General features: G+C 62.1%; 13 protein-coding genes, 1 pseudogene and 1 riboswitch. Of the genes and pseudogenes, 4 read left to right on the forward strand and 10 right to left on the reverse strand.

Annotated elements, in window-relative coordinates:
- Positions 1-90: 90 nt before the first annotated feature.
- The 3 genes from ACTG19_RS10210 to ACTG19_RS10220 form a co-directional block, all read right to left on the reverse strand.
- Positions 91-978 (reverse strand): YjjW family glycine radical enzyme activase, encoded by an 888-nt coding sequence (locus tag ACTG19_RS10210; protein ID WP_439989046.1) that lies wholly within the window; start codon positions 976-978, stop codon positions 91-93.
- 11 nt (positions 979-989) lie between these two features.
- Positions 990-2,516 (reverse strand): YjjI family glycine radical enzyme, encoded by a 1,527-nt coding sequence (locus ACTG19_RS10215; protein WP_368172337.1) that lies wholly within the window; start codon positions 2,514-2,516, stop codon positions 990-992.
- A gap of 164 nt (positions 2,517-2,680) precedes the next feature.
- The gene (locus ACTG19_RS10220; protein WP_042084254.1) at positions 2,681-3,160 is read right to left on the reverse strand and encodes a L,D-transpeptidase family protein; all 480 of its coding nucleotides are present in this window, start codon (positions 3,158-3,160) and stop codon (positions 2,681-2,683) included.
- Positions 3,161-3,439: 279 nt separating this feature from the next.
- On the opposite strand from ACTG19_RS10220, the gene ACTG19_RS10225 reads away from it, so the two are divergent.
- Positions 3,440-6,607 (forward strand): S41 family peptidase, encoded by a 3,168-nt coding sequence (locus ACTG19_RS10225; protein WP_439989047.1) that lies wholly within the window; start codon positions 3,440-3,442, stop codon positions 6,605-6,607.
- Between the two features lie 15 nt (positions 6,608-6,622).
- On the opposite strand, the pseudogene ACTG19_RS10230 reads toward ACTG19_RS10225, so the two are convergent.
- Positions 6,623-7,919 (reverse strand): annotated as a pseudogene (locus ACTG19_RS10230) (ferredoxin reductase family protein).
- 308 nt (positions 7,920-8,227) lie between these two features.
- On the opposite strand from ACTG19_RS10230, the gene ACTG19_RS10235 reads away from it, so the two are divergent.
- On the forward strand, positions 8,228-8,461 hold the full coding sequence (locus ACTG19_RS10235; protein WP_113740067.1) for a hypothetical protein: 234 nt from the start codon (positions 8,228-8,230) through the stop codon (positions 8,459-8,461).
- Positions 8,462-8,627: 166 nt separating this feature from the next.
- Here the strand turns inward: ACTG19_RS10235 and ACTG19_RS10240 are convergent, their stop codons facing one another.
- From ACTG19_RS10240 to ACTG19_RS10260, 5 genes are all read right to left on the reverse strand, one after another.
- The gene (locus ACTG19_RS10240; RefSeq protein WP_113740066.1) at positions 8,628-8,921 is read right to left on the reverse strand and encodes a hypothetical protein; all 294 of its coding nucleotides are present in this window, start codon (positions 8,919-8,921) and stop codon (positions 8,628-8,630) included.
- On the reverse strand, positions 8,908-10,158 hold the full coding sequence (pgaC, locus tag ACTG19_RS10245) for a poly-beta-1,6-N-acetyl-D-glucosamine synthase (RefSeq protein WP_113740065.1): 1,251 nt from the start codon (positions 10,156-10,158) through the stop codon (positions 8,908-8,910). Before pgaC ends, ACTG19_RS10240 begins: the two co-directional genes overlap by 14 nt.
- Positions 10,155-12,113, reverse strand: coding sequence for a poly-beta-1,6-N-acetyl-D-glucosamine N-deacetylase PgaB (gene pgaB / locus ACTG19_RS10250; RefSeq protein WP_113740064.1), 1,959 nt, complete (start codon positions 12,111-12,113; stop codon positions 10,155-10,157). The genes pgaC and pgaB overlap by 4 nt, the downstream gene beginning before the upstream one ends.
- Complete coding sequence (gene pgaA / locus ACTG19_RS10255; protein ID WP_234923190.1) at positions 12,113-14,497, reverse strand: poly-beta-1,6 N-acetyl-D-glucosamine export porin PgaA; 2,385 nt, start codon at positions 14,495-14,497, stop codon at positions 12,113-12,115. Before pgaA ends, pgaB begins: the two co-directional genes overlap by 1 nt.
- A 568-nt stretch (positions 14,498-15,065) precedes the next feature.
- Positions 15,066-16,910, reverse strand: coding sequence for a M3 family metallopeptidase (locus tag ACTG19_RS10260; protein WP_113740063.1), 1,845 nt, complete (start codon positions 16,908-16,910; stop codon positions 15,066-15,068).
- A 276-nt stretch (positions 16,911-17,186) separates the two neighbouring features.
- Here ACTG19_RS10260 and ACTG19_RS10265 point away from each other — a divergent pair, with 276 nt between their 5' ends.
- Both ACTG19_RS10265 and gbpA read left to right on the forward strand, forming a co-directional pair.
- Positions 17,187-18,869: a methyl-accepting chemotaxis protein gene (locus tag ACTG19_RS10265; protein ID WP_439989048.1), complete on the forward strand. Its 1,683-nt coding sequence runs from the start codon at positions 17,187-17,189 to the stop codon at positions 18,867-18,869.
- Between the two features lie 265 nt (positions 18,870-19,134).
- Positions 19,135-19,220: riboswitch (cyclic di-GMP riboswitch) on the forward strand.
- Between the two features lie 65 nt (positions 19,221-19,285).
- Positions 19,286-20,707, forward strand: coding sequence for an N-acetylglucosamine-binding protein GbpA (gene gbpA, locus ACTG19_RS10270; RefSeq protein ID WP_201990737.1), 1,422 nt, complete (start codon positions 19,286-19,288; stop codon positions 20,705-20,707).
- A 58-nt stretch (positions 20,708-20,765) separates the two neighbouring features.
- Here the strand turns inward: gbpA and cbl are convergent, their stop codons facing one another.
- Entirely contained in the window at positions 20,766-21,713 is a 948-nt protein-coding gene (gene cbl / locus ACTG19_RS10275; protein WP_040096707.1) for an HTH-type transcriptional regulator Cbl, read from the reverse strand.
- Positions 21,714-21,776 lie beyond the last annotated feature (63 nt).

Here is a 21,776-nt window from a genome sequence, read left to right on the forward strand (position 1 = left end):
GTTCTCGCCCCCTCCAATAGACAGAAATCACAGTTGCGGCCTTTCCATGCCACACCTCACGCCATGACGGTCACCGGATGACGCAGCCACTCAGCCCATCAAGGCAGGCAGTGAGACCGGCCCCAATCCCGCTGCACGCAAACGGCTGGCCAGCTGTTCCAGCTCGGTTTGGTGAGCCTCTGGCCATTGCGCCGCCTCCCCCCGCACCCCGTGGTGGCGAAAGCCGTTGAGGCGAATGGGCACAGCGCCGAGCTGGCGCAGAAAATCGGCGAGACCGCGATCGAGCCTCCCCTCTGCGTCCAGAAAATCGCTCTTGCCCGGCACATGGAGCAGCCGCAGTTCGGTCAGCTTGCCGTGGCGTGCCAGCAGTTGCAGCGATGCCAGCACCCGCTCGCGACCATAGCCGGTCAGGGTGTGATGCACCGAGTCACGCCACCCCTTGAGATCGAGCATGGCGCCGTCGAGCACCGGCAGCAGCCGCTGCCAGCCGGTTTCGGCCAGCGAACCGTTGCTGTCGAGCAGGCAAGTGAGATGGGCCAGATCCGGCGCGGCCTTGATGGCGGTAAAGAGCGCAACCACAAAGGGGAGCCGGGTGGTCGCCTCGCCGCCGGAGACGGTAATCCCGCTCAGCAGTGGGCCGTAGCGGCGCAGCAGGGCCAACACGTCGGCCACCGTCATGGTGGCAGTCTTGGGATTGGCACTGCGCGGGCAGACATCCAGACAGGCGTCGCAATCGGTACAGAGCGCCGCCTGCCATTGTATCTTGCCTTCGCTCAAGGTGAGGGCACCGCTTGGGCAGACCGCAAGGCAGTCACCGCAATCGTCACACAGCCCTATGGTGTGCGGGTTGTGGCAGCCGGGGCAGCGAAAGTTGCACCCTTGCAGAAACAGCACCAGCCGGTTGCCCGGCCCGTCGACACAGGAGAACGGCAGCACCCTGCTCACCAGGGCGCTGCGTGTTGGCAAGGCGTCAGCCATCAGGTTCGAGCTCAATACTTGCAGATGGTCGATTCGTGGGCGACCACCCGCGGTGCCCGCTGCCGGATGGCAGTCACTTCACTCGCCTCGGCACCAAGACAGGTGGTCTGCAAGCGCGACCCCTCGGCTGCGAAGCGGGCCACGTCGCTCTTGCGGATCATGTAGCCGGTCACCCGCACCAGATCGCTGTCGGCCACGTTGGCGGTGAACTCGCGCATACCGATAGCGAGCGCCCCTTTGCAGAGCTGCAACAGCGCCTGCGGGTTCTGGCGGATGGTGGGATCCAGCGTCAGGATCTCGCTGATCCCCGAATGGTAATAAGTGTGGTGCGGTGCCAGTGCCAGCACATGGCTGGCCGGATCCGGCTCATGCCCGTAGGGAATGCGCACCCCGGGGGTAACAGCCACATCGATGCTGAGGCCACCTTGCGAGTGCAATAAAGCGCGGCCACCCCAGGCATGGGTCTGCGGGGTCGTGGTCACATAGGCGGAGAGTTGGGCCGAGATGCGATAGCCAAGCTGGTTCGCCTCCTCGCCATGGCCGTAGCGATCCGGCAGATTCTCTTTATCCATCAAGATATTGACCGCTTCCGCCATGCCGTAGATACCGAACATGGGGACGAAACGATCCTCATCCAGCAGCCCCTCTTTCACCAGAAAGCTGTCGAAGAAACCGGACTCATCATGGAGGAAAGCAGCCCGCGCTTCGATCAGCTGAGAGGCCAAGCGGCAGTAATGGGGCAGCAGGCAACCGAGGAAATCATCGATCCCCTGACACTGCTCGGCGACCCGCTTGAGGGAGATGCGCACCAGGGTATTGGCGCCACCGGCCTGCGGCAGGGCGTTGTAGCAGCTGACGATGCCAAAACCACGCTGGTCAAAGGTATCGCGATGGATCGGGTAGTTGGCGATGTGCGGCTTGCTGCACTCGGCGATGTTCTTCACCGCCTGCAACAGCAGGCTGTCCGGGGTCTGCTCCGGATCGTGGAAAAAGGTGAGGTTCGGCGCCACCTGCTTGAGCTCGTTGTCGATGCGCAGGATCAGGCGGCAGATGCGGTTGTCATCCGGCCCGATGTTGACGTGCATGAAGGCATCCGGCAGCACCCGATCCAGATAGATCCAGAACCCCTTCAGCTTGCGATAGAGGGTCTCGTCATCCAGTTCGCCGACAAACGGCAACAGCAGATGGTCGAGCCGCCCCAGCCAGACCGGCATGCCGGTGACGGAGGGGACATGGTGATAGAGGATGCGCAGGGCGTTGAGCGCCTCGTCGAAATCCTGCGGCGCCGCCAGCTCCAGCCAGGCAGAGCCCTGAGTCAGGAATTTTTCATAGTCCGGCAGCACATAACGTGGCTTGTAGGGGGCGTGCCCTTCGAACATGTCGCAGATAAATCCCTGCTCCATCGCCTCGGCGACTGCGGCAGGCAGGTCGGGGTAGGGCAACGCATTCTCGGCGGCCAGCGCCAGCGCGTGGCTCTTCTGGGCAGCGGAGAGATGGGGATCGCGCACGATGCGCTGACAGGTTTCGATCAAAGACATGGGACACTCCTTCACGGATAGAGCCCATATCCTCACCATTTGCAGGCTTTTTTTGAAGTGACATTCACAACAATACGAATGTCTCAAAAAGACATCCGTGAGAGAGGATCACACCCCAAACAGAACGGGGGCCTTGTCTGCCGACAAGGCCCCCGTTGTGCGGATCAGGGTTCGATGACGATGGGCGTACCCGGATCAATCGCGTCCCACACCTCATCCAGCTCGTGATTGAGCATGGCGATACAGCCGTTGGTCCAGTTGGAAGGCTGAACCCTGCGGTTGCCAATGCTGTTGCGCTGGCCGTGGATCATGATCATGCCACCCGGACGAACACCCAGCTCATTGGCACGCTTGATGTCATCCAGGTTCGGATAGTTGATATGGATGGCTTTGTAGTAGCCGGAATTGGTCTTCTTGTAGTCGAGGGTGTAGCGTCCTTCCGGCGTACGCTGATCCCCTTCCTGCTGCTTGTGCCCCTTGGGCGCCGGGCCCAGAGCAATCCAGTAGCGCTTCAGTTCTTTGCCATCCTTCATCAGGGTCAGGCTATAGGTCGACTTCTTGACCACCACCAAATCGGCTTTTTCGGTAAAGGCAAAACTCAATGCGGGCCAAAGCCCCAACAAACACAGTAATACGGCTCTCATTCCATCCCTCGACAAGCCTCTGGTGCGGGCTTTTCTTGTTACCAGATCATCTGAACGATGCCCGCCGAGCGGCGAGCGAGCGCCATGATATTGGATCGCCATCAATACTCAATATGCCCGGCAAAACATATCTTGCCGCAGCCAAGCCATCTTCCTTGAACGCCGTCATTTGGCATTGGTAATTAACAGTTAAAACAACAAGATACAAAAAATTATCGCGCTGGCACCCGGGGCAACGATCGGCGAAGATAACACTCCACTCCCCGACAGGATCATGCCATGCGCTCTTCGTGCCGCCTCGCCACCCTGCTGTTCTCGCCACTTCTGCTCTGGCTGCCTGCCAGTGTCGCCGCCGATGCACTCTGGCTGCGCGAGCCCGCCCTCTCCCCCGATGGCAAGCAGCTTGCCTTCACCTGGCAGGGGCGCATTTTTGTCGCCAGTGCCGAGGGTGGCCCCGCCACGGCACTCACCGGCAGCGACTACCTGAGCCAGCGGCCAATCTGGTCGCCGGATGGCAAACAGCTCGCCTTTGCCGCCAATCTCTACGGCAACGAAGATGTGTTCGTGGTACCCGCCAACGGCGGCGAGATGGTGCGCCTCACTCGCGATTCACGCACCGACCTGCCGCAAGCCTTCAGCGCCGATGGCAAACGGCTGTTGCTGAGCAGCCAGCGCCTGGGGGCGCCCGATGCCGACCATTTTGTCGCGGAAGGCTACCAATGGGGCGAGCTCTACTGGACCCCGATCACCGGCGGCACCTTGCAGGCCAATCTGCCGCTGCCTGCGACCCTGGCCCGCCCCCACGGGGAGCGGCTCGTCTACCAGATGCCCGCGGCGGATCAACCCTTTCGCAAGCATCAGCACTCGTTTGCGGTGCCCCGCCTCTGGCTGTTTGATGGCAAGCAGCACAAGCAGCTGACCGAAGATCGGGTGGCGGCCACCGATCCGGTCTGGAGCGACAAGGGAGATGCTCTCTTTTACCTGAGCGAGCGCAGCGGTGATTTCAACGTCTGGCGCCGGGATCTCGCCAGCGGCAAGGAGCAACAGCTGACCCACTATCAGGGCCATCCGGTGCGGGGGCTCAGCGCCTCTCGCAATGGCGATCTGGTCTGGTCATGGCTGGGGGAACTCTATCGCCTTGATGCCGGTAGCAGCGAGCCACGCAAGCTGACCCTCACCCCGCAAGTGGCCAGCGCGCCGGATGAGGCGAGCGAGGCCCTGACCCTGGCAGACGAAGCGCTGGTCAGCGAAGAGGCGGATGAGCTGATCCTGGTGAGCGAGGGCAACCTGTTTGCCGTCGACCCCGAGCGGGAGCGGGTGCGCCAGCTGACCCGAGATCCGAGCGAGCAGTCCAGCCCCCTCTTCGCCGAGCAGGGCCGTGCCCTCATCTATCTGTCGGAGCAGCAGGGGCACGCTGCCCTCTATCGCCTGCGCAGGGGGGATCCGGATCTGCTGTTCAGCGATCCCGGCACTCTGACCGAGAGTCTGCTGCTGGCCATTCCCGACAAGGGGATCAGCCGTCCGGTGCTATCCCCCGACGGCAAGCAGCTCGCCTTCGTGGTGGATGGCCAGGCCATCCACCTGCTGGATCTGGCGAGCAACAAGCAGCGGGAGCTGGTGCCTGCCAGCTTCAACCCGTCGCGCCACGAGGTGCATCTCGCCTTTGCCCCCGACTCCCGCCATCTGGCGCTCACCTTCCGCCCCGATGCGGCAGAGCAGGAGATCGCGGTGATCGACACGGCCAATTCCAAGGCCAAACCGGTCAATGTCAGCCTCAACGGCTATCAGGATGGGCAACCGGGCTGGAGCCAGGATGGCGCCATCCTCTACTGGCAATCGACCCGATTTGGCGCACTGGGGCCCGATGGCGAGCCCCTCGTCACCAACCTGCTCGGCATTTACAGCAGCCGCGCCGCCAGAGCCGATGCGATTGCCGAGCTGGAGCCGCCGAAAGGGGGATACGGCTTTGAGAGCGATCGTCTCAACCATAGAGAAGCACTGCTGCTACAACCCACCGGCACCCTGCTCGCCAGCCGCATCATCGGCGACCAGCTGATCTATCTGGTGGAGGAGATGGGGGTCAACAGCGAGAGCGAGATCAAGGGCTACAGCCAGGATCTGCGCAAAGGCAAAACCAGCGAACTGTTTGGCGAGCAGCCCGGCCCAGCGCTGGCAAGCCTCAACCAGCAGGGCACCCTGGCTACCCTGGTGCGGGATGGGGAGATAACCCGGATCCACCTCGACTCCGGCGAGGCCACCAGCGCCCCCTTCGCCTTGCAACCCAGCAGCCGCTGGCAGGCACGCATGACCGCCGCCTTCGATCAGATCGCCCGGCTCACCCGGGACGAGTTCTATCTGGACGATATGAACGGGGTGAACTGGGATAGCTATGTCGCCGCTTACCGCCGCCTGCTGCCGGGCATCGGCAACCCGCGGGACTTTGGCAACCTGTTGGCAGAGCTGGCTGGCGAGCTCAATGTCTCCCACACCTGGGGCAGCGGCCCCGCCCCCTTCCCGCGCATGGCGGACGAGACCGCCAGCCTTGGCTGCTACTGGCAGGATGGCGAGCAGGGGGTGATGCTCACCGCCCTGCTCTCCGGCGGCCCGCTGGATCAGGAGAGCGATATCGCCCCGGGCGCCCGCCTGCTCGCCATCAACGGCATCCCGATTGCCAATCTGGCCGAGCTGGATCGGGCCCTCAACCATCAGGCCAGTGCCCGGCTTGCCCTCACCTTCCAGCAGGAGGGCAACAAGCAAACTGACGAGGTGGTGCTCACCGCCATCAACAAGCAGCAGGAGTACCAGCTGCAACAGGATCGCTGGATTGAGAAACGGCGGGAGCTGGTGGCCAGCCTGAGCGGAGGACGGGTCGGCTACGTCTATCTGCCGGCAATGAATAGCGAGGTCTACGATGCGGTGGTGGCGGATGCCCTCGGCAGACAGCGCAATCGCGATGCGCTGATCGTCGATGTCCGCTTCAACAGCGGTGGCTATCTCGCCAATACCCTGGTGGAGTTTCTGACCGGCAGCGGCAGCGCCAAGGGGATGGCCAGCAGCTGGCCCCGTCAGGGCAAGGGGGAAACCGATGCCGCCACTCGCCAGTGGACCAAGCCTTCGGTGGTGCTGGTGAACGCTGGCAGCTACTCGGAAGGCTCCGCCTTCCCCGAGTACTACCGTGCCCTCAAGGTCGGCCCCATCGTCGGCGATCCGGTGCCCGGCACCGGCACCATGGTCTACAGCCACGACTCCCGGCTGATCCCGGGACTCTCCTACGGCATTCCGACCCTGGGGCTGCGCAAACCGGACGGTACCTTCTACGAGAATCAGGAGCTGATCCCGGACCAGCAGGTGCCCCTCACTCCGGCTGACATGGTGGCTGGACGCGACCCGCAGCTGGAGGCGGCGGTACAAGCCGCCCTCAAGCAGTTGCCAGCCAGCGCCAAATAACGGCGCCCATCGAGCTCAACGAAAGCGAAACAGCTCGCGATGCAGATGCCCGTCCGGCAACAGCCGGGTCAGGGCATCTGCCATCCCCTCCGGCCCGCAAAACCACACCTTCTCGGGCGCATCCTGCGCGATGCGGATCAGATCCAGCCGCCCGGCTGTCTTGTCCAGATGCAGCTGATAGCGCACGCCGGTGCGATGACAGAGCTCGGCCAACCGTCGGTTGTAGACAGCTCCCGCCAGATCCGGCGCGCACTGGATCAGGGTGATCCCCTCGCCCCGCTCCCCACGGGCAGCCAGCCCCTCCAGCCAGGCGACGAACGGCGTGATACCTATCCCGGCCCCCAGCCAGAGGGCTCTACCCCCCCCTTGCGGGGCGACAAAGGCGCCATAGGGCCCGGTCACCACCACCCCATCCCCGATGCGCGCCTCTGCCACCAGCTGACGGGTATGATCCCCGAGCGCCCGCACCGCGATCACCAGCTGGCGCCGATCCGCCGACACCCGCACCAGGGTAAAGGGGTGCGGCCCCTCTTTGGCGTCAAATTCGAAAAAGGCAAACTGACCCGGGCGGTAATGGGCGAGCGGCCTCTCCAGCTGCATGGTCAGCTCGCAGGTCTGATCCGCCAGCCCCCGCACCGCAATGACCCGGCCAGGATGGCGATCCCGCGCTCCCACTTGTCCCAACAGGGAGTCGAGGGCCCCGATAGCACCGATCCCGCCGATCAACCAGATCGATACCCCCACGGGAGTCATGGCCCCAATCTGAGGCAACAGGCAGAGCCCGTGCCCCCAACCCGCCAAATAGATGAGCGGCGCCAGCCGGTGGATCAGCCGAAAGCGACCATAACTCACCAGCGCCAGCAAGCTCACCACCACCAGCGCGATCAGCAGATAGAAACTCCACTCACCCAGGGTATTGCCAAGGGCATGAAGCGAGATGCCATTGCCTGCGCCAGCACCCACTCCGGCACCGCTGGCCCCACGCCGGGCGGGACGACTCAGCCAACCTGCCGAGACCGCCCACTTGGGCGCTTCTACCAACAGCCAGTGGGCGGTCAGCGCCAATGCACCGCCGATGGCCATCTGGCGGTGCAATCGCAACATCCGGTCCAGACCGCCACACCACACCTCCAGCTGCCGCAAGCGCAATGCCAGCAACAACGAAATCGCCATATAGGTCATCCCCAGCAGGCCGGTCAGTAACAACATCATGGCGCCAGGGCCACACCCCGTTGGCATCCCCCGCATAACCGAGCCACCAGACCCCGACCGCCAGCAGCGGCAACAGCCACCACATCCATTTGTTCGTCATAACATGCTCCCTGGTTCCATCGCGGCAGGGCCTCATCTCCCTGCTCATGGAGCCATTACACACCCGTCTGGTCACAAGACTTTGCCAGAGGGGGAAGCTTGTGTGGCAATGTGTGACAAACGGAAACAAAATAGGTGCCGAATGCCCCCTTATGATCACGTTTGTTGGCTCGCCCCTCTTCATAGGAGATGGCGCACAATCCACCTCCGCTGTGATTGACGACCTGCCAGAAAAAGGAATCAAATGGGGACGTTACATATCTGCGGCGGAAAACCTGCTGCCCACTCTTCTGCACAAGGAGTCCCCCCTTGCTTTCATCCACTGAACAACGCGTCAGCCCGAGTTGTCAGCGCGAGACCAACCATGTCGTGGTGCTGGTCGACAAATCCTTTGGCAAACAGCCGACACCGGAGCAAAAACGAACAGCATTTATCAAAGACTTCATTACCGGCTGGGCCGCAGGCCCCTTTCTGGCCAACATGGATCGCTTTGAACGACATGCCATCTGTGAAAATTGCGGAAATAAAGTTATTGATGAATGAAAAATTAGGGGCAAAACGACTGGTTTTGGGAGTGTCGGCGACATCGCTATGGCAAACCGGCCCGAAAAAAACGCTCCGGGTACCCCGCCCACTTCGCAGTGTTTGATCGGTGATAAAAAGTGAGGGGCCGACCGGCCCCTCATGATTACGGCGCTTTTGAGTCCGTTCATTTGCCCACCAAGCGGTGCAGCAGCCTGTTGTATTTTGCCCAGGAGTGGATCAGCAGGAAGATGCCGAACAGCAGGGCAAGAAACAGTTGTCCCACTTCGATGGCATCCAGCGAGCCGATAAAGCTCTCATCCTCCTCCGCCTCCAGATAGTTGAGCCAGGGTTGCAGGGCCAGAAAAATCCAGCCGACCCAGGTCACCAGCAGGATCAGCAGATCCCGCAGCCGATACTTCCAGCTGCGCCGGGTACCGTTGCTGATGATCATCTCCTTCGCCAGCTTATGTTTTGTCACGGAACGACTCCCCCCTGTCAGGACTCTCCCACACCGCCAGCTGGCCACGACGACGCAGGATCGCCTTGGGCACCGCCACCACCACGGTCACCAGATTGAGCAGCCAGTAGATGAGCGGATACCAGACGCACCAGATAAAGCTGCGGGCCATGCTCTTGTCGTAGTGGTTGTCGATAAAGATGCTGACCCCGAACTGCACCAGACAAATCGCGGTCATCATCACCCCGGTCCACTGGAACAGATGACCCACTGCCAGTCCGCTCACGTCAGGCTCAATCAGCCAGATCAGCGCCAGCAGCAACATGCTGTAGCACCAGGCCACGCTGGAGAGATACTCCAGCAGCAGCAGCCAGAAGCGGCGGTTGCGCCAGCGCATCGCCAGCAAGCCGTAGCGCAGAAACACCTCGGCGCCCCCCTGTGCCCAGCGCAACCGCTGCTTGTAGAGACCGCGTACCGTCTCCGGCATCAGCACCCAGCAGAGCGCCTGGGGCTGATAGTGGATGAGCCAGCCGGCCAGCTGCAGCTTCCAGCTGATGTCGATATCCTCAGTCACCATGTCATTGCTCCAGCCACCGACCGCCTCGACCGCCTGCTTGCGAAAGGCCACCACCACCCCGGAGACGGTAAAGACAGTGCCGTAGATCCGCTGGGCCCGCTTGATGAGGCCGATGATGGAGCTGAACTCGCCGGTCTGAATCTTGCCGATGATGGTGGAGCGGGTGCGTACCCGCGGATTGCCGGTGACCGCTCCGACCCTCGGGCTCTCGATGAAGTGCTTCACCATCCAGCGCACCGCGTCATAGTCGAGCACCGCATCGCCGTCGATGCCGACCAGGATCTCCCCGCTGGCCACAGCCAGCCCGTTGTTGAGCGCCATCGCCTTGCCCTGATTGTGCTGGTGGAGCACGGTCAGGCGCGGATCCTGCTGTGCCAGCCGATCCAGCCGCGCGCCTGTGTCGTCCTTGCTGCCGTCGTTGATGGCCAGCACCTCGAAATCGGGATAGCGCTGGCGCAGCAGGTGGCCGATGGTCTCCTCGACGTTGGCCCCCTCGTTGTAGCAGGGCACCATCAAGGTCACTCTGGGGTAATAGGGGAGCTCCAGCCCCCGCTTGGCCAGCGCGATATCCCTTCGCTCCCACTGGAAGTAGTAATAGAGACCACCACAAACCCACACCATGGCCATCAGACTGGGATAGGCCAACGTAAAGATGGCTATCCCTTCCAGAAGATCCTTCACCGCATCGCCTCCCCTTGGGTGGCTTTAGCGGCACTGACTGCGACCGGTGTCACCGGCAGCTGGGTCGGCTGAGGCTGGGTCTGCACCGAGAAGACTGGCTTGAGCACGGCCGGATCCGGCTGGTTGTTGTGAAAATCATCCGGGTAGTAGCCAAAGTTGGTCACCCCCTTGCGCTGGATGATCTGCATCCAGCGCACCAGCTCGGCATCGGGGATAGGCTGGTCGGTGCGCCAGTTGCGGCTCTGCAGTTCGAACACCAGCCGATTGGCCGGCACCTGTGCCAGTGAATCCTCCGCCAGCCTGGCCAGCCACTCATCGGGGTTTTCTGCCTGCTCCATATAGGGCATCGCCATCACGGCGGTGTAGTCATAGGCCTTGGCAAACGCCGCCATGCTCTGGGCAAACCACTGCTGGGATTGCGGCTCTGTCACCAACGCCGCATAGATGTTGCGGGCAGTCTTGAGACCGTCGGCGCCCCCTTGCCGGTAGCGGGCGGCGGCATCGCGCAGCGCCATGGTGAAGTCGATCAGCAAATCGGTCTTCTGCTCCCCCTGCGCCTGCAGCGCATTCGGGGTGCGAGCCAGCGACATCGGCCCCTCGTAGTCGCTGAGGAACGCATCGTCATGGAACAGCAGGCCATCGAACTTGGTGTAAAAACCGAGATCCTCATAGATATCCAGCAGCAGCTGACGGCTGGCAGGATCCCAGGGCGAAAGGCGTAGATACTGCCCCTTGGCGGGGGCGCCGGTACGACTGTCGGTGACATAGGCGTGGTTCGGCCCCATGTCGTAGGCCATCACCGGCATCCAGGCGAACACCTTGACCCCGGCACGGGTCTTGAGCTGCCAGGACACCCGGTTGAAGAGATCCGCCTTGACCGGCATATGACGGTTGGGGAAATAGAGCGCCTCCGCCACCCCGTCGCCGTTGTCATCGGCATAGGCCTGCAGATAGACGGTGGTGATGCCGTAACCCTTGATCCGATCCAGCAGCATGTCGATGTTCTTGTTCATCTGCTGCGGATCCTTGTCGTAGACATAGTCCAGATCCACGTGCACCAAGCGCTCCACCTGCCGCTCCCAGGTATTGCCCCCCATGATCTCGTCCAGAGTTTCGAGGCTGGTGTCCTCCTCCAGCAGATAGCGGCGCACCGTGCTGCCCGAGTCACTCAGCTTGTTGAGCCCTTCCGCTAGGGTGAAGGTGTAGGGCATCCCCGCCGCACTGGCCAGCTCCAGCGCCGTCTGGTTGAAGGCGCCGTAGGGCCAGACCAGGATCCGTGGTGCCCGACCGGTCTGCTCCCTGAGCTGGCTGGCCGATGCGTCGAAGTCCGCTTTTATACGGGCCCGATAGTCGGCCATGCTCTCGTAGCCATTCTGGCTCCAGCCTGCGGTGGTGACCGCCGGCTGCACGTTGCCCTGCGGATTGGCGAGCAGCCCGTAGTGGGAGGTGAAAGTGTGGGAAGCCAGCTCCACCAGTCCGGAGTCCTGCATCTCGCGGATCTGCGGCCAGCCGACGAAGTAGCTGCGCGGCAGTTTGTCATTGCCGTAGGGGACCATCTTGTCATTGGCCACATCCAGCCAGCTGCCCACCAGCGCAAAGACCGCCGGATAGTTGTAGAGCTTGAGCAGCGGATAGACCAGCCGGTAGAAGCTCTCGTAGCCGTCATCGAAGCTGAGCAGGATCGCCTTCTCCGGCAGCGGTGCCTTGCCCGCTTTGGCATCCAGGATCTGCTGGAAGCTGACCGGGTGATAGCCCTGCTGTTTGATCCAGTTGAAGTGGCGGATCAGGGTGTCGCGCCGGATGGTCTGGGGATAGAGCTTGAGGTTGGGGGTCAATTTCAGATCGACGATATCGTGGTAGCAGAGCACCACATAGTCATCGGGTTGCCGGGCCGCCTGCGTCAGCGAAGGCAGCAGTGCAAGCAGCAAAACGAAAGGAGCAAGCCAGCGTTTCATCACATGAAACTCCATTGCAGATTGGCGAAGATGAAATTTCCGAACTCGGGGTTACCGTCATAGATGGCCTGACGGCGGCCCAAGCCATAGCCCAGGCTGAGAGCGGGAGAGAGGATCCAGTCATGGCGATAGCTGAGCTGCCACCCCTGATCGCTGCCATAGCCCTGCTGCCAGTAGTTGTTACCACTCATGGTCAGGCTCTGCAGCAAAGAGCGACGCCCGTCCAGCGGCAGCCGGTAGCGCCCCGCCAGCTCCAGCTCCAGATTGCGATCCTGCAGGGGGTTGAAGTAGTCGACCTCCACCGCCTCGTTGCGGGAGGTGGCACCGCGCAAGGTGGTATCGAACCACCAGCGATCCCGGCGCCAGAGATCCTGACGCAGCCAACCGGAGGCCGTCAGCCGCCGGTTGCCATCGCTGATATCCATCTGCTCCAGTCGCAGTGACCCCTCGCGGGTCTCATCCTGACGCCAGCCCAGATCGAGCTGGTATTGATCGGCGTAGTTGCCGCGCGCCAATGCCCGCAGCGGGGTGTCGGCACTGTTGAGGTTGATGGCCGTGCCCAGCGTCCAGTGATCATCCAGCCGCCAATCGAGGCGACTCCAGAGATAGCCTTTGTGGTTGAGCTCGCTGCCGGTGCCCCCCTCCAGCGTCAGTTGCAGCGGGTAGAAAAAGATCTCGGCCCCCAGCCCGGTATAGGCCGCGCGCTCGGGCTGCTGGTCGAACTCGCCAAAGCTGCCCTGACGGCGGACAAACAGCCGATCGCCGCCATCGCTGCGAGCGCTGTAGAGGCGGCTGTCGTAGCTCCAGTCACGACTAGCCTGCACCGAGCCCCCTTCGTTGCGACCATGAGTCAGGTCAGTGACAAATTGCGGGGCCTGCTCCAGAGTCAGCCGCTGCTGCAGTTCCTGACGATCCCGGGTCAGGTTGCCAAGGGTGCGCACGGCCTGCGGCGTGCCCTGCCAGTCGCCCTTGTCGAGCCGGGCATTGAGGCGACCCGGCTCGGCCAGCACGGTGCGTCCTGCTGGCAGCCAGCGCACAGCCTGCTGATAGGCCTGCTCGGCTTCATCGGGATGACCCCGCCAGCGGCGGATATCCCCCAGTTGCAGCCAGAGCCAGGGATTGGCAGGCGCGGTTTTCAGCCATCCTTCCAGCTGCCGCTCTGCCGCGCCCGCCTCACCACGCCAGGCCTGCAGCAAGGTTTTAAGCTGCAACACCTTCTCGTAGTCGTCGTTGGCCATCCGCATGTTGCCGGTGAAATCCCAGCGAGTCGGCGGCTCCTGCCAACCGGCCAGCAGCCCCTGCGCCGCGCCATAGCGCTCTCCATCCGAATAGGCATAGAAGCGCTTCTCCAGCAGGCGTTTGTCTTTGGCCCGTGCAGGGGTCGCCAGTTGCTGGTAAATCACGGAGGCCTCATCCACCCGCCCCAGCCCGGCCAGTGCATCGGCGCGCGCCTCCAGCACATAGTCAGGCAATGGCCCCTCGGCCTGCAGCGTAGCGGACTCCCGTTCGGCTCGGGCAAACTCGCCAAGGGCCACCAGCGTCACCACGACATCTCGGCGGGCACTGATATAGAGCACATGATCGTGGGGGGCGCGGGCCAGGATCCGTTCTTGCAGCACAAGAGTGCGGGTCAGGGAGCGGCGGGCCAGCGCCGGATCTTCGGTCTGGGCCGAGATCCGCAGCAGATTGACCGCCTGGTAGTAGTCGAGCCAGAGCCGGTCGACCGGTTTGAACAGCTTGGGGTAACGGCCCATCAGGTCTGCTGCCGCAGGCCCCGCCCCCAGGCTCACGGCTACCCGATAGAGTGCCAGCACCTGTTCGTGGTTATCCGGCTCCAGCTCCAGCCACTGCTGGCGGGCCAGCAGCTCGCCCATGGGATCTTCACCCTGGCGGGCGGCATAGATGCGGGCTTCGAGGATCGCTTGGTCGCGGCCAAAGTTGACCTCATATTCACCCGCTGCGCGGCGGGCCAGCTCGCGGTTGCCCTGATCACTGGCAGTGAGAAACAGCCCGAGCCAGCCATTGCGGTTGGCCGGATCGCGTCCCTGCAGGATGCGGTAATAGCTGATCGCCTCGGAGTAGCGCTTCTCGTCGCGGGCGGCACGGGCCACCTCTTCCAGCGTACTGTTGCTGATGGGGTTGAGCTCGCACGGCTCACAGGCGGCCAGCGCCCCCTTGCGATCACCCCGCCACAGCTGCACGGCGATCAGATCATCGAGCACCTTGCCATCACCACTTTGTCGATAGAGAGCATCCAGCCCATGCGCTGCCGCATCCAGCTCTCCCGCCCGAGCCTTGATCACCCAGGCTTCACGCACTCTGTCCACCTCACTGGCACACACCAGCAGGGGCAACAGCGCCAACATCAAAAAGATGCGATTCATTCGCAACATACCACCCATAACAAACGCTGGTCATATCGTCCCTGCACGACCATACGGATATACACACCCGTCCGCTCCTGCCTGATGAGCAAGAGGGCTTCCTGACTTGTGTGCTGATTTCGAGGGTGAAAGGCGGGCAACGGCCACACCTTTCCTATGTGCGGCCCAGCCATCTCCGGGCGGAGATCTGAGGCTTTCCGAACCCGATTCACATCGGGAGTGGCAAGGTGGGCGATTTTGCAGCTGTGGACAATTTAGTCAATCCAGCAAGATGGGAATGGTTCTCAAAAAGATGAATAGATCAATCTTTATGCACAAAGGTGAGTGCAAAAAACACTATTAACAAAACAGACATAACAGCGTGAATCACCGAATCTATTACCTTGCCGCTCACTGTTCACGCTCATCTTCATATGAATACATATTTGATGGGAAAATCGCGGACACTATTGCCAAAGCGACACCTGGTGTCGTACCCATCCCTAGTGAGGTATCCCCCACTACAGCTGTAACAAGGGATAGCCATAAGGCGCCGTGCTCCCGGCATGCTCACCGGGAGCACTGTGGTTTACGCGGCTGACGCTCGTCGGTAATGATCAACGATCCACGCCTCGAAGTCGGCCAGCATGCGGGTTTCCGACTCGCTGTTGTCGGCGATAAGCTCGGCGCCATGTACCACCCGGATATGAGCATCGAGCGGGCTTCCCTCACCCGCCGCGGGGCGCTGCTGCGCGGCGGCCATGCAGGCTTGCGCCTGTTGCCAGGCTTCGGCGGCGCTCAGGTTGCATGCCTCGGCCAGCGGCACCGCGCTAAATCCCTCGCCGGTCAGGCTGCGCAGGGTCTCATCGTGACTCATGCCGTTGCCAGGCCCCCAGTAGTGGGCGGCCAGATCCGGCCCGATACGCGGATTGTCGGTGAGGTAGCCATCACGCTTGAGGAAATAGGCGCGGGTCTGCTCCACCGCCATCAGCGCCAGCAGGTAGCCGTGATAGGCGCAGGCCGACTCCTGATTAAGGAGGTGCGGAATGGCCAGCAGCGGGCGCGGGCTCTCGACCCCGACAATCTTGCGCTCCCACTGGCGGGCCAGCGCCAGCACGGCGGCCGGGGTGCGATCGCCGTCGGCCATGGCGTAAAGATCCCGCTCGAAGTAGGCCACCAGCGCGATCTGGCGTTCGTTGAAGGCACGAAACGGTTGACGGGCGGCGATCATCTCCTTGATGAGGGCGTCGGGAACAGCCTCTCCCGCCGCATTTCTGGCGTAGCGTTTGAGCCAGTCGGCATCGTCCAGCAGGCTGTCGCAGAACATCGACTGGGTCTCGGCATAAGCCATGGAGGTGGGCGGGAACTCCTGTGAGAAACAGGGGGCATTGCCGGTGACATTGGCAAAGTGCGCGGCGTGACCCCCCTCGTGGAACAGGGTGTTGAGGCCACTCCAGCCGCTGCCCACCTGCGCCGGATCGGCCAGGCTGGTGAAGTTGACCACAGCCGGCACCCACTCCCCCTGCTGGAAGAAGCTCGGTACCGGGCCATGGCAGAAGCCGTTCTCGTATTTCCCCTCCCGGGTCAGCAAATCCAGCGTCAGGGTCGCCCCGCGATACTGGATGCCGAGCCGGCGGAAGCTCTCGACCCAATCCCGCAGCGCCCGCGAGAAGGGCACGTAAGGATCGAGCTGGCGGGTCACATCGCCGCTCACGCTGTAACGCAGGTTGTGAGGCAGCAGTGCCGCCTCGCCCTTGGCGGCCTTCAGCTCGACCAGACTCTGCTGCAACCGGGCGTCGGTGCGGGCAATAAAGTCGTCGAGGATGGCGAAAAGCTGCTCCGGGCTCATCTGCTCGTTCTTGCGCACCTTGTAGTCGAAGTAGTCGCGATAGCCCATGGCGCGGGCAAAGCGGTTGCGGATCGCCACCACCTCGAGAAAACCGTTGCCGACCACCCACTGCTCCAGAGTGTGGAACATGGCGAGCGCGCTCTGGCGCACCGCCTCGTTCGGGCTGGCGGCGAGCGAGGTACTGGCGGCGGGCAGGCTGCCTGCGACCTGCTGGCCCTGCTCATCCAGCAGGGTCAGTTTCAGCCCCTTGCGGCGGGCGAACAGCTCCGCCTCGGCGGCTACCAGCTCATCCATCAGGGCGGCAGCGGCGGGATCTTCAATCACATTGCACTCGAAGAAGGCGATCCAGCCTTGCAGACCGCGCTTGAGGTCATCCTCGTCGGCCTGCACCAACATCTCCCGCAATTCGGGCAGACGGGCCGGATTGGCACAAAAGGCCTTGTAGGCCTGCTCGGCCGCGGTGAAACCGGCCTGATCATCGCTGGTGCCCATATAGGTGGACCAGAAGAGATCCTCCTTGCGCCTGTGCACCTGCAGGTAGTCGGCGTTGAGCTGGTTGAAGTAATTCCTGGCAATGGAACTCATAAATTCCCTCTTGTTATGGGGTCACCCGCAGCGGGGCCCACTCCTTTTTTTGAAGAAATGCCAAACCATTCACACTCTTTGGCAAAAATTGCGCAGGGATGCGCATCAACACGCTACCAAAAAGTGGGGGTTGCTGTCTGCTGACTATACTGATGTTAAAACGCTCATTTGAGAAAGCTCGGCAAGAGACTGAAAGTAAATGAGTTGTTAACTCTTACGAACTGGCTGCCGCGGTACAGAGCCACATAAAATCAACAGGGAAATGAGGGTTTAGTCATGTTCAAGCTCGGTGATATCACCGTGAGCCGCAAATTGATCTTGCTGCTCGCACTGGCGTTTGTCGGTTTTGTCTCGCTGCTGCTTATCTCGGCCAACGCGCTCCAGCGCAATCTGATGAGCGAGCGAGAGGCGCGGCTCAATGCGGTACTGGAGCAGGCCATGAGCCAGATCCAGTTTCTGGCCAGCACCCTGCCAGCAGAGCAGGCCCAGCAGGAAGCGCGCAAGCTGCTGACCAACACCCGCTTTGATGGCAACAACTACCTGTTCGTCATCGACGAGAACCGCACCATGGTGGTTCACCCCATCCGTCCCGAACTGGTCGGCCAGAAGATGGGTGAAGGGGGCGCCGCCACCGCCGGGCAGTTCTGGTATCAGATGGTGGATATCGCCAAAGGAGGCAAACAGGGCACTCTGCAATATGTGTGGGTCGGCCCGTCGGGTGAGACCGCCGACAAGCTATCCATGGTCTCCGGCTATCAGCCCTGGGGCTGGATCCTCGGTTCCGGCATGCTGCTGCAAGATATTCAGCAGACCATCTGGGCCCAGTACATGAAGATGGGTACCGCCACCGCCATCGTGATCCTGCTGATGGGGCTGCTGGGCTGGCGTATCACCCACTCCATCGTCTCCCCCCTCAGCCAGATCAACAGCGCCATGCAGCGGGTCGCCAAGGGGGATCTGGTGGTGAGCATCCCGGTACAGGGCAAGGATGAGCTGGGTGTGGTCGCCCGCTGTACCAACCAGAGTCTCGATGCCATCCGCCACGCCCTGCTGGAAGCCAGCCAGGGGGCCCGCAACGTGGCGGATGCCGCCCTGCGCATCGCCGCCTCTGCCGAGCAGACCAATCAGGCGGTGACCAGCCAACGAGATCAGCTGGCCCAGCTAGCTACCGCCATGAACGAGATGAGCACCACCATCTCCGATGTGGCCGGACACGCCGAAAATACCGCGCGGGATACCCAGGAAGCGACCGGAGAAGCCGGGCTCGGCAACCGCGACGTTCACGCCAGCGTGCACGGCATCAAGGCGCTGGCCACCGAGGTGGAGCAGGCCACCCAGCAGGTCAACCAGCTCAAGGAGGGGGTGATGCAGATCAGCGAAGTGACCGCTGTCATCAGCGCCATTTCGGAGCAGACCAACCTGCTGGCCCTCAACGCCGCCATCGAGGCAGCCCGTGCCGGTGAGCAGGGCCGTGGCTTTGCCGTGGTAGCCGACGAGGTGCGCCAGCTGGCCAGCCGGACTCGCCAATCCACCGAGGAGATCCAGAGCACCATTGCCCAGCTGCAGCAACGGGCCGTCACCGCCGCCAATGCCATGGACACCAGCCGCAAACTGGCAGAGAGCAGCGTCAATCAATCCCAGCAGGCGGGGCAGGATCTCACCCTGATCGTCAACCACATCCAGCATGTGAGCGACATGGCGACCCAGATCGCCACCGCTGCCGAGCAGCAGAGCATGGTGGCCGAGGATATGAACCGCAACGTCAGCGGCATCAATGACTCGGCGCTCGAGATGTCCCAGTCCGCCTCGCAACTGGCGCAGGAGAGCGAGTTGCTGGCCGGTCTCTCCCGCAGCCTGGATGAGCGGCTTGCGGTTTTCAAACTGGGCAAGGAGTCCTCCACTGCGCCAATGATGGCGCCCCTGTCTCCCCCCTCCGGCGAGCAGCACGCCCGCCATTGATGGCGTCAATCTGTGTCGCCTTGTCACCCGACCTGCCAGCTCAGCTGGCAGGTTTTTTTACGCCGCAAAACACGCGGCGAGCATGCATCTTATTGGTATGTTCAACGGTATTCGACGCTATTCACAAATAAGAGAACAATTTAAAAACAGCTAGTTAGAATGATTTGCGCGCCATTGGATGATGCGTTTAAACATTCAACTTCAAATAACGAATCAATGCAGTGCACAATGCTGATGGCCGAACATTTGGCCCATCACTAATCATCTAGTCATTTGGCAAACTGACCGAAAGGTCGGGACGCAAAGCCTCCGGTCTACAGACGTTTTGTCCAGGATAGCGGGGTTGCCACACGCAAGTGTGTATCGGGGAATCCCCAGGCCAACTGACTGCCCACATCTGTCGAACAGAGGAATGTATGGCAGCAAAAATCCAACTCAATCACATCGCAGCGGTGCTGGCTCTGCTGGCCAGCGGCAGCGCCCTGGCTCATGGCTACATCAGCCAGCCAGAGAGCCGCAACTATCTGTGCAAAACCGGCGGCAACAGCCAGTGTGGCGGCGTGCAGTGGGAACCCCAGAGCGTGGAGGGCCCTTCCGGCTTCCCGCAGAGCGGCCCGCAGGATGGTCAAATCGCCTCGGCGGGCAGCCCGCGCTGGAGCGAGCTGAACATCCAGACCAGCGACCGCTGGACCAAACGTGAAGTACAGCCCGGCCCCTTCGCCATCAGCTGGACATTCACCGCAAACCACGTCACCCGCAACTGGCGCTACTACCTCACCAAGCAGGACTGGAACCCCAACCAGCCGCTCACCCGCGCCTCGTTCGACCTGACCCCCTTCTGCGTCATCGACGGCAACATGGTGCAGCCGCCCAAGCAGGTGACCCACAACTGTGTCCTGCCGGAGCGCACCGGTTATCAGGTGATCCTCGGCGTGTGGGAAGTGGGCGATACCAGCAACAGCTTCTACAACATCATCGATGCCAAGTTCAAAGATGGCAGCCAGCCGCCGCTGGAGTGGAGCCAGGCAGGCACCATCTACCCCTCCATCGACCTCGCGGTGGGTGACAAGGCGATGACCCGGGTATTCGATGCCAACGGCGAGCGCCCCGATCTGCAGACCGTGCTGACCATCACCACCGCCGACCAGGGCCAGAAGAACAGCTGGGCTCATGCCCTCGCCAGCAAGATCAACGCCGAACAGAGCCTGATCCGCGCCGGTCAGCAAGGAGCCGATGGCCAGTTCAATCCGATCTACGGTATGAACCCCGTCTATCTGCATCGAGACAGCAAACTGGATCGAGTCGAGATTGACCTGCAGCAGCTGCAGCCGCCGGTAGTGGACAGCATCAGCGTCAGCGGTCTGGCCAGCGACTATGTGCTGGACAACGGCAAGGCAACCCTCGATTTCACCGTCACCGCACAGGGCGATCTGGCCGTCACCAACACCCTCTATGACCACGGCGGCGTCGCCAAGGGGGAAAGCAGTGCCGACATCAGGGACAGCAGCCACACCTTCACCATGGCGCTGGAAGGGCTCAAGGCGGGTCACCACCAGCTGGTGATCAAGGCCACTCCGAAAGCGGGCGGCGAGACCATCCAGCAGACCATGGATCTGATGTTCAAGGAGCAGAGCAGCGGCGAATACGACTTCGTCTTCCCGAACTCGCTCAAATCCTATGCCGCCGGCACCAAGGTGCAGCAGCCAAAAAATGGCAAGGTCTATCAGTGCAAGCCCTTCCCCTACAGCGGCTACTGCCAGCAGTGGACCACCACCGCCACCCAGTACGAGCCGGGCATCGGCTCCCACTGGCAGATGGCGTGGGATGAAGTGAAGTAACTCGCCACCGGATAGCAAAAGGGGAGCCATTGGCTCCCCTTCTGTCATCTCTTCCGATTCAAATCTGGAAGTCGAGGGCGGGCTCGCTGCCCATGGCGCGGGCCTGAATATCCGCCAGCGCCAGCTCGGGGTTGCAGAGCTGGATAAACTGCCAGGCAAAGTTGTGCTGGAACTGCCCCTGCTTGAGGCCAATCCAGGCGGTGTGAGGGGCAAACAGATGGCTGCCATCAAGCTGCACCAGCCCCTGATCGCGCTGGGTGTCGAACGCCATGTCGGCCAGTATGCCGACCCCCATCTCCAGCTCGACATAGGTCTTGATGACATCGGAGTCCTGCGCCGTCAGCAGGATCTGCGGCTCGATGCCAGCCGCAGCAAAGGCTTCATCCACCCGCACCCGCCCGGTCAACCCGGCTTGATAGGTGACGATGGGCCAGTTGGCCAGCGCCGCCAGCGTCAGATCCCGCTCGCCTGCCAGCGGATGTTGCTCGGGCACCACGATATTGTGGTGCCAGCGGTAGTAGGGAAATGCCACCACCCCTTCGCTCTTGTCGAGCTGCTCGCTGCTGATGCCGATATCCACCTCGCCGGTCTGCACCAGCCGCACTATCTCCTCCGGGCTGCCCTGACGCAGCTCCAGCTGCACCAGCGGAAACTGCTCGCGAAACGCCTTCACCACCCGCGGCAAGGCATAGCGGGCCTGGGTATGGGTGGTCGCCACCAGCAAGCGGCCCGAGTCGCGGTTGGCAAAGGTGCTGGCCAGTTTGCGGATGTTGTTGGCGTCATTGAGAATGCGCTCGGCAATCACCAGCAGCTCCTTGCCAGGCTCGGTCATACCGAGCAGCCGCTTGCCGTAGCGGATAAATAGTTCGATACCGAGCTCCTCTTCCAGCTCGCGGATATGGCGACTCACCCCGGATTGCGAGGTAAAAAGGGCGTTGGCCACCTCGGTCAGGTTGTAATCCCGCCGCGCTGCCTCCCGGATAATGCGTAACTGCTGAAAATTCACTTTGTCGCCTCCTGCGAAGAGTGGGCGACACAATCTGCTCGCCCCTCTCATTTTTGTTATTTG

This window comes from Aeromonas sp. 3P, from assembly GCF_051919745.1.
Taxonomy (GTDB): Bacteria; Pseudomonadota; Gammaproteobacteria; order Enterobacterales; family Aeromonadaceae; genus Aeromonas; species Aeromonas veronii.

What these genes read in the sequence shown, in the direction of transcription:
- gbpA (WP_201990737.1), top strand. Translation starts at nt 19,286, where the DNA reads ATGGCAGCAAAAATCCAACTCAATCACATCGCAGCGGTGCTGGCTCTG.
- ACTG19_RS10210 (WP_439989046.1), bottom strand. Translation starts at nt 978, where the DNA reads ATGGCTGACGCCTTGCCAACACGCAGCGCCCTGGTGAGCAGGGTGCTG.
- ACTG19_RS10265 (WP_439989048.1), top strand. Translation starts at nt 17,187, where the DNA reads ATGTTCAAGCTCGGTGATATCACCGTGAGCCGCAAATTGATCTTGCTG.
- pgaB (WP_113740064.1), bottom strand. Translation starts at nt 12,113, where the DNA reads ATGAAACGCTGGCTTGCTCCTTTCGTTTTGCTGCTTGCACTGCTGCCT.
- ACTG19_RS10220 (WP_042084254.1), bottom strand. Translation starts at nt 3,160, where the DNA reads ATGAGAGCCGTATTACTGTGTTTGTTGGGGCTTTGGCCCGCATTGAGT.
- ACTG19_RS10225 (WP_439989047.1), top strand. Translation starts at nt 3,440, where the DNA reads ATGCGCTCTTCGTGCCGCCTCGCCACCCTGCTGTTCTCGCCACTTCTG.
- pgaA (WP_234923190.1), bottom strand. Translation starts at nt 14,497, where the DNA reads ATGAATCGCATCTTTTTGATGTTGGCGCTGTTGCCCCTGCTGGTGTGT.
- ACTG19_RS10260 (WP_113740063.1), bottom strand. Translation starts at nt 16,910, where the DNA reads ATGAGTTCCATTGCCAGGAATTACTTCAACCAGCTCAACGCCGACTAC.
- ACTG19_RS10215 (WP_368172337.1), bottom strand. Translation starts at nt 2,516, where the DNA reads ATGTCTTTGATCGAAACCTGTCAGCGCATCGTGCGCGATCCCCATCTC.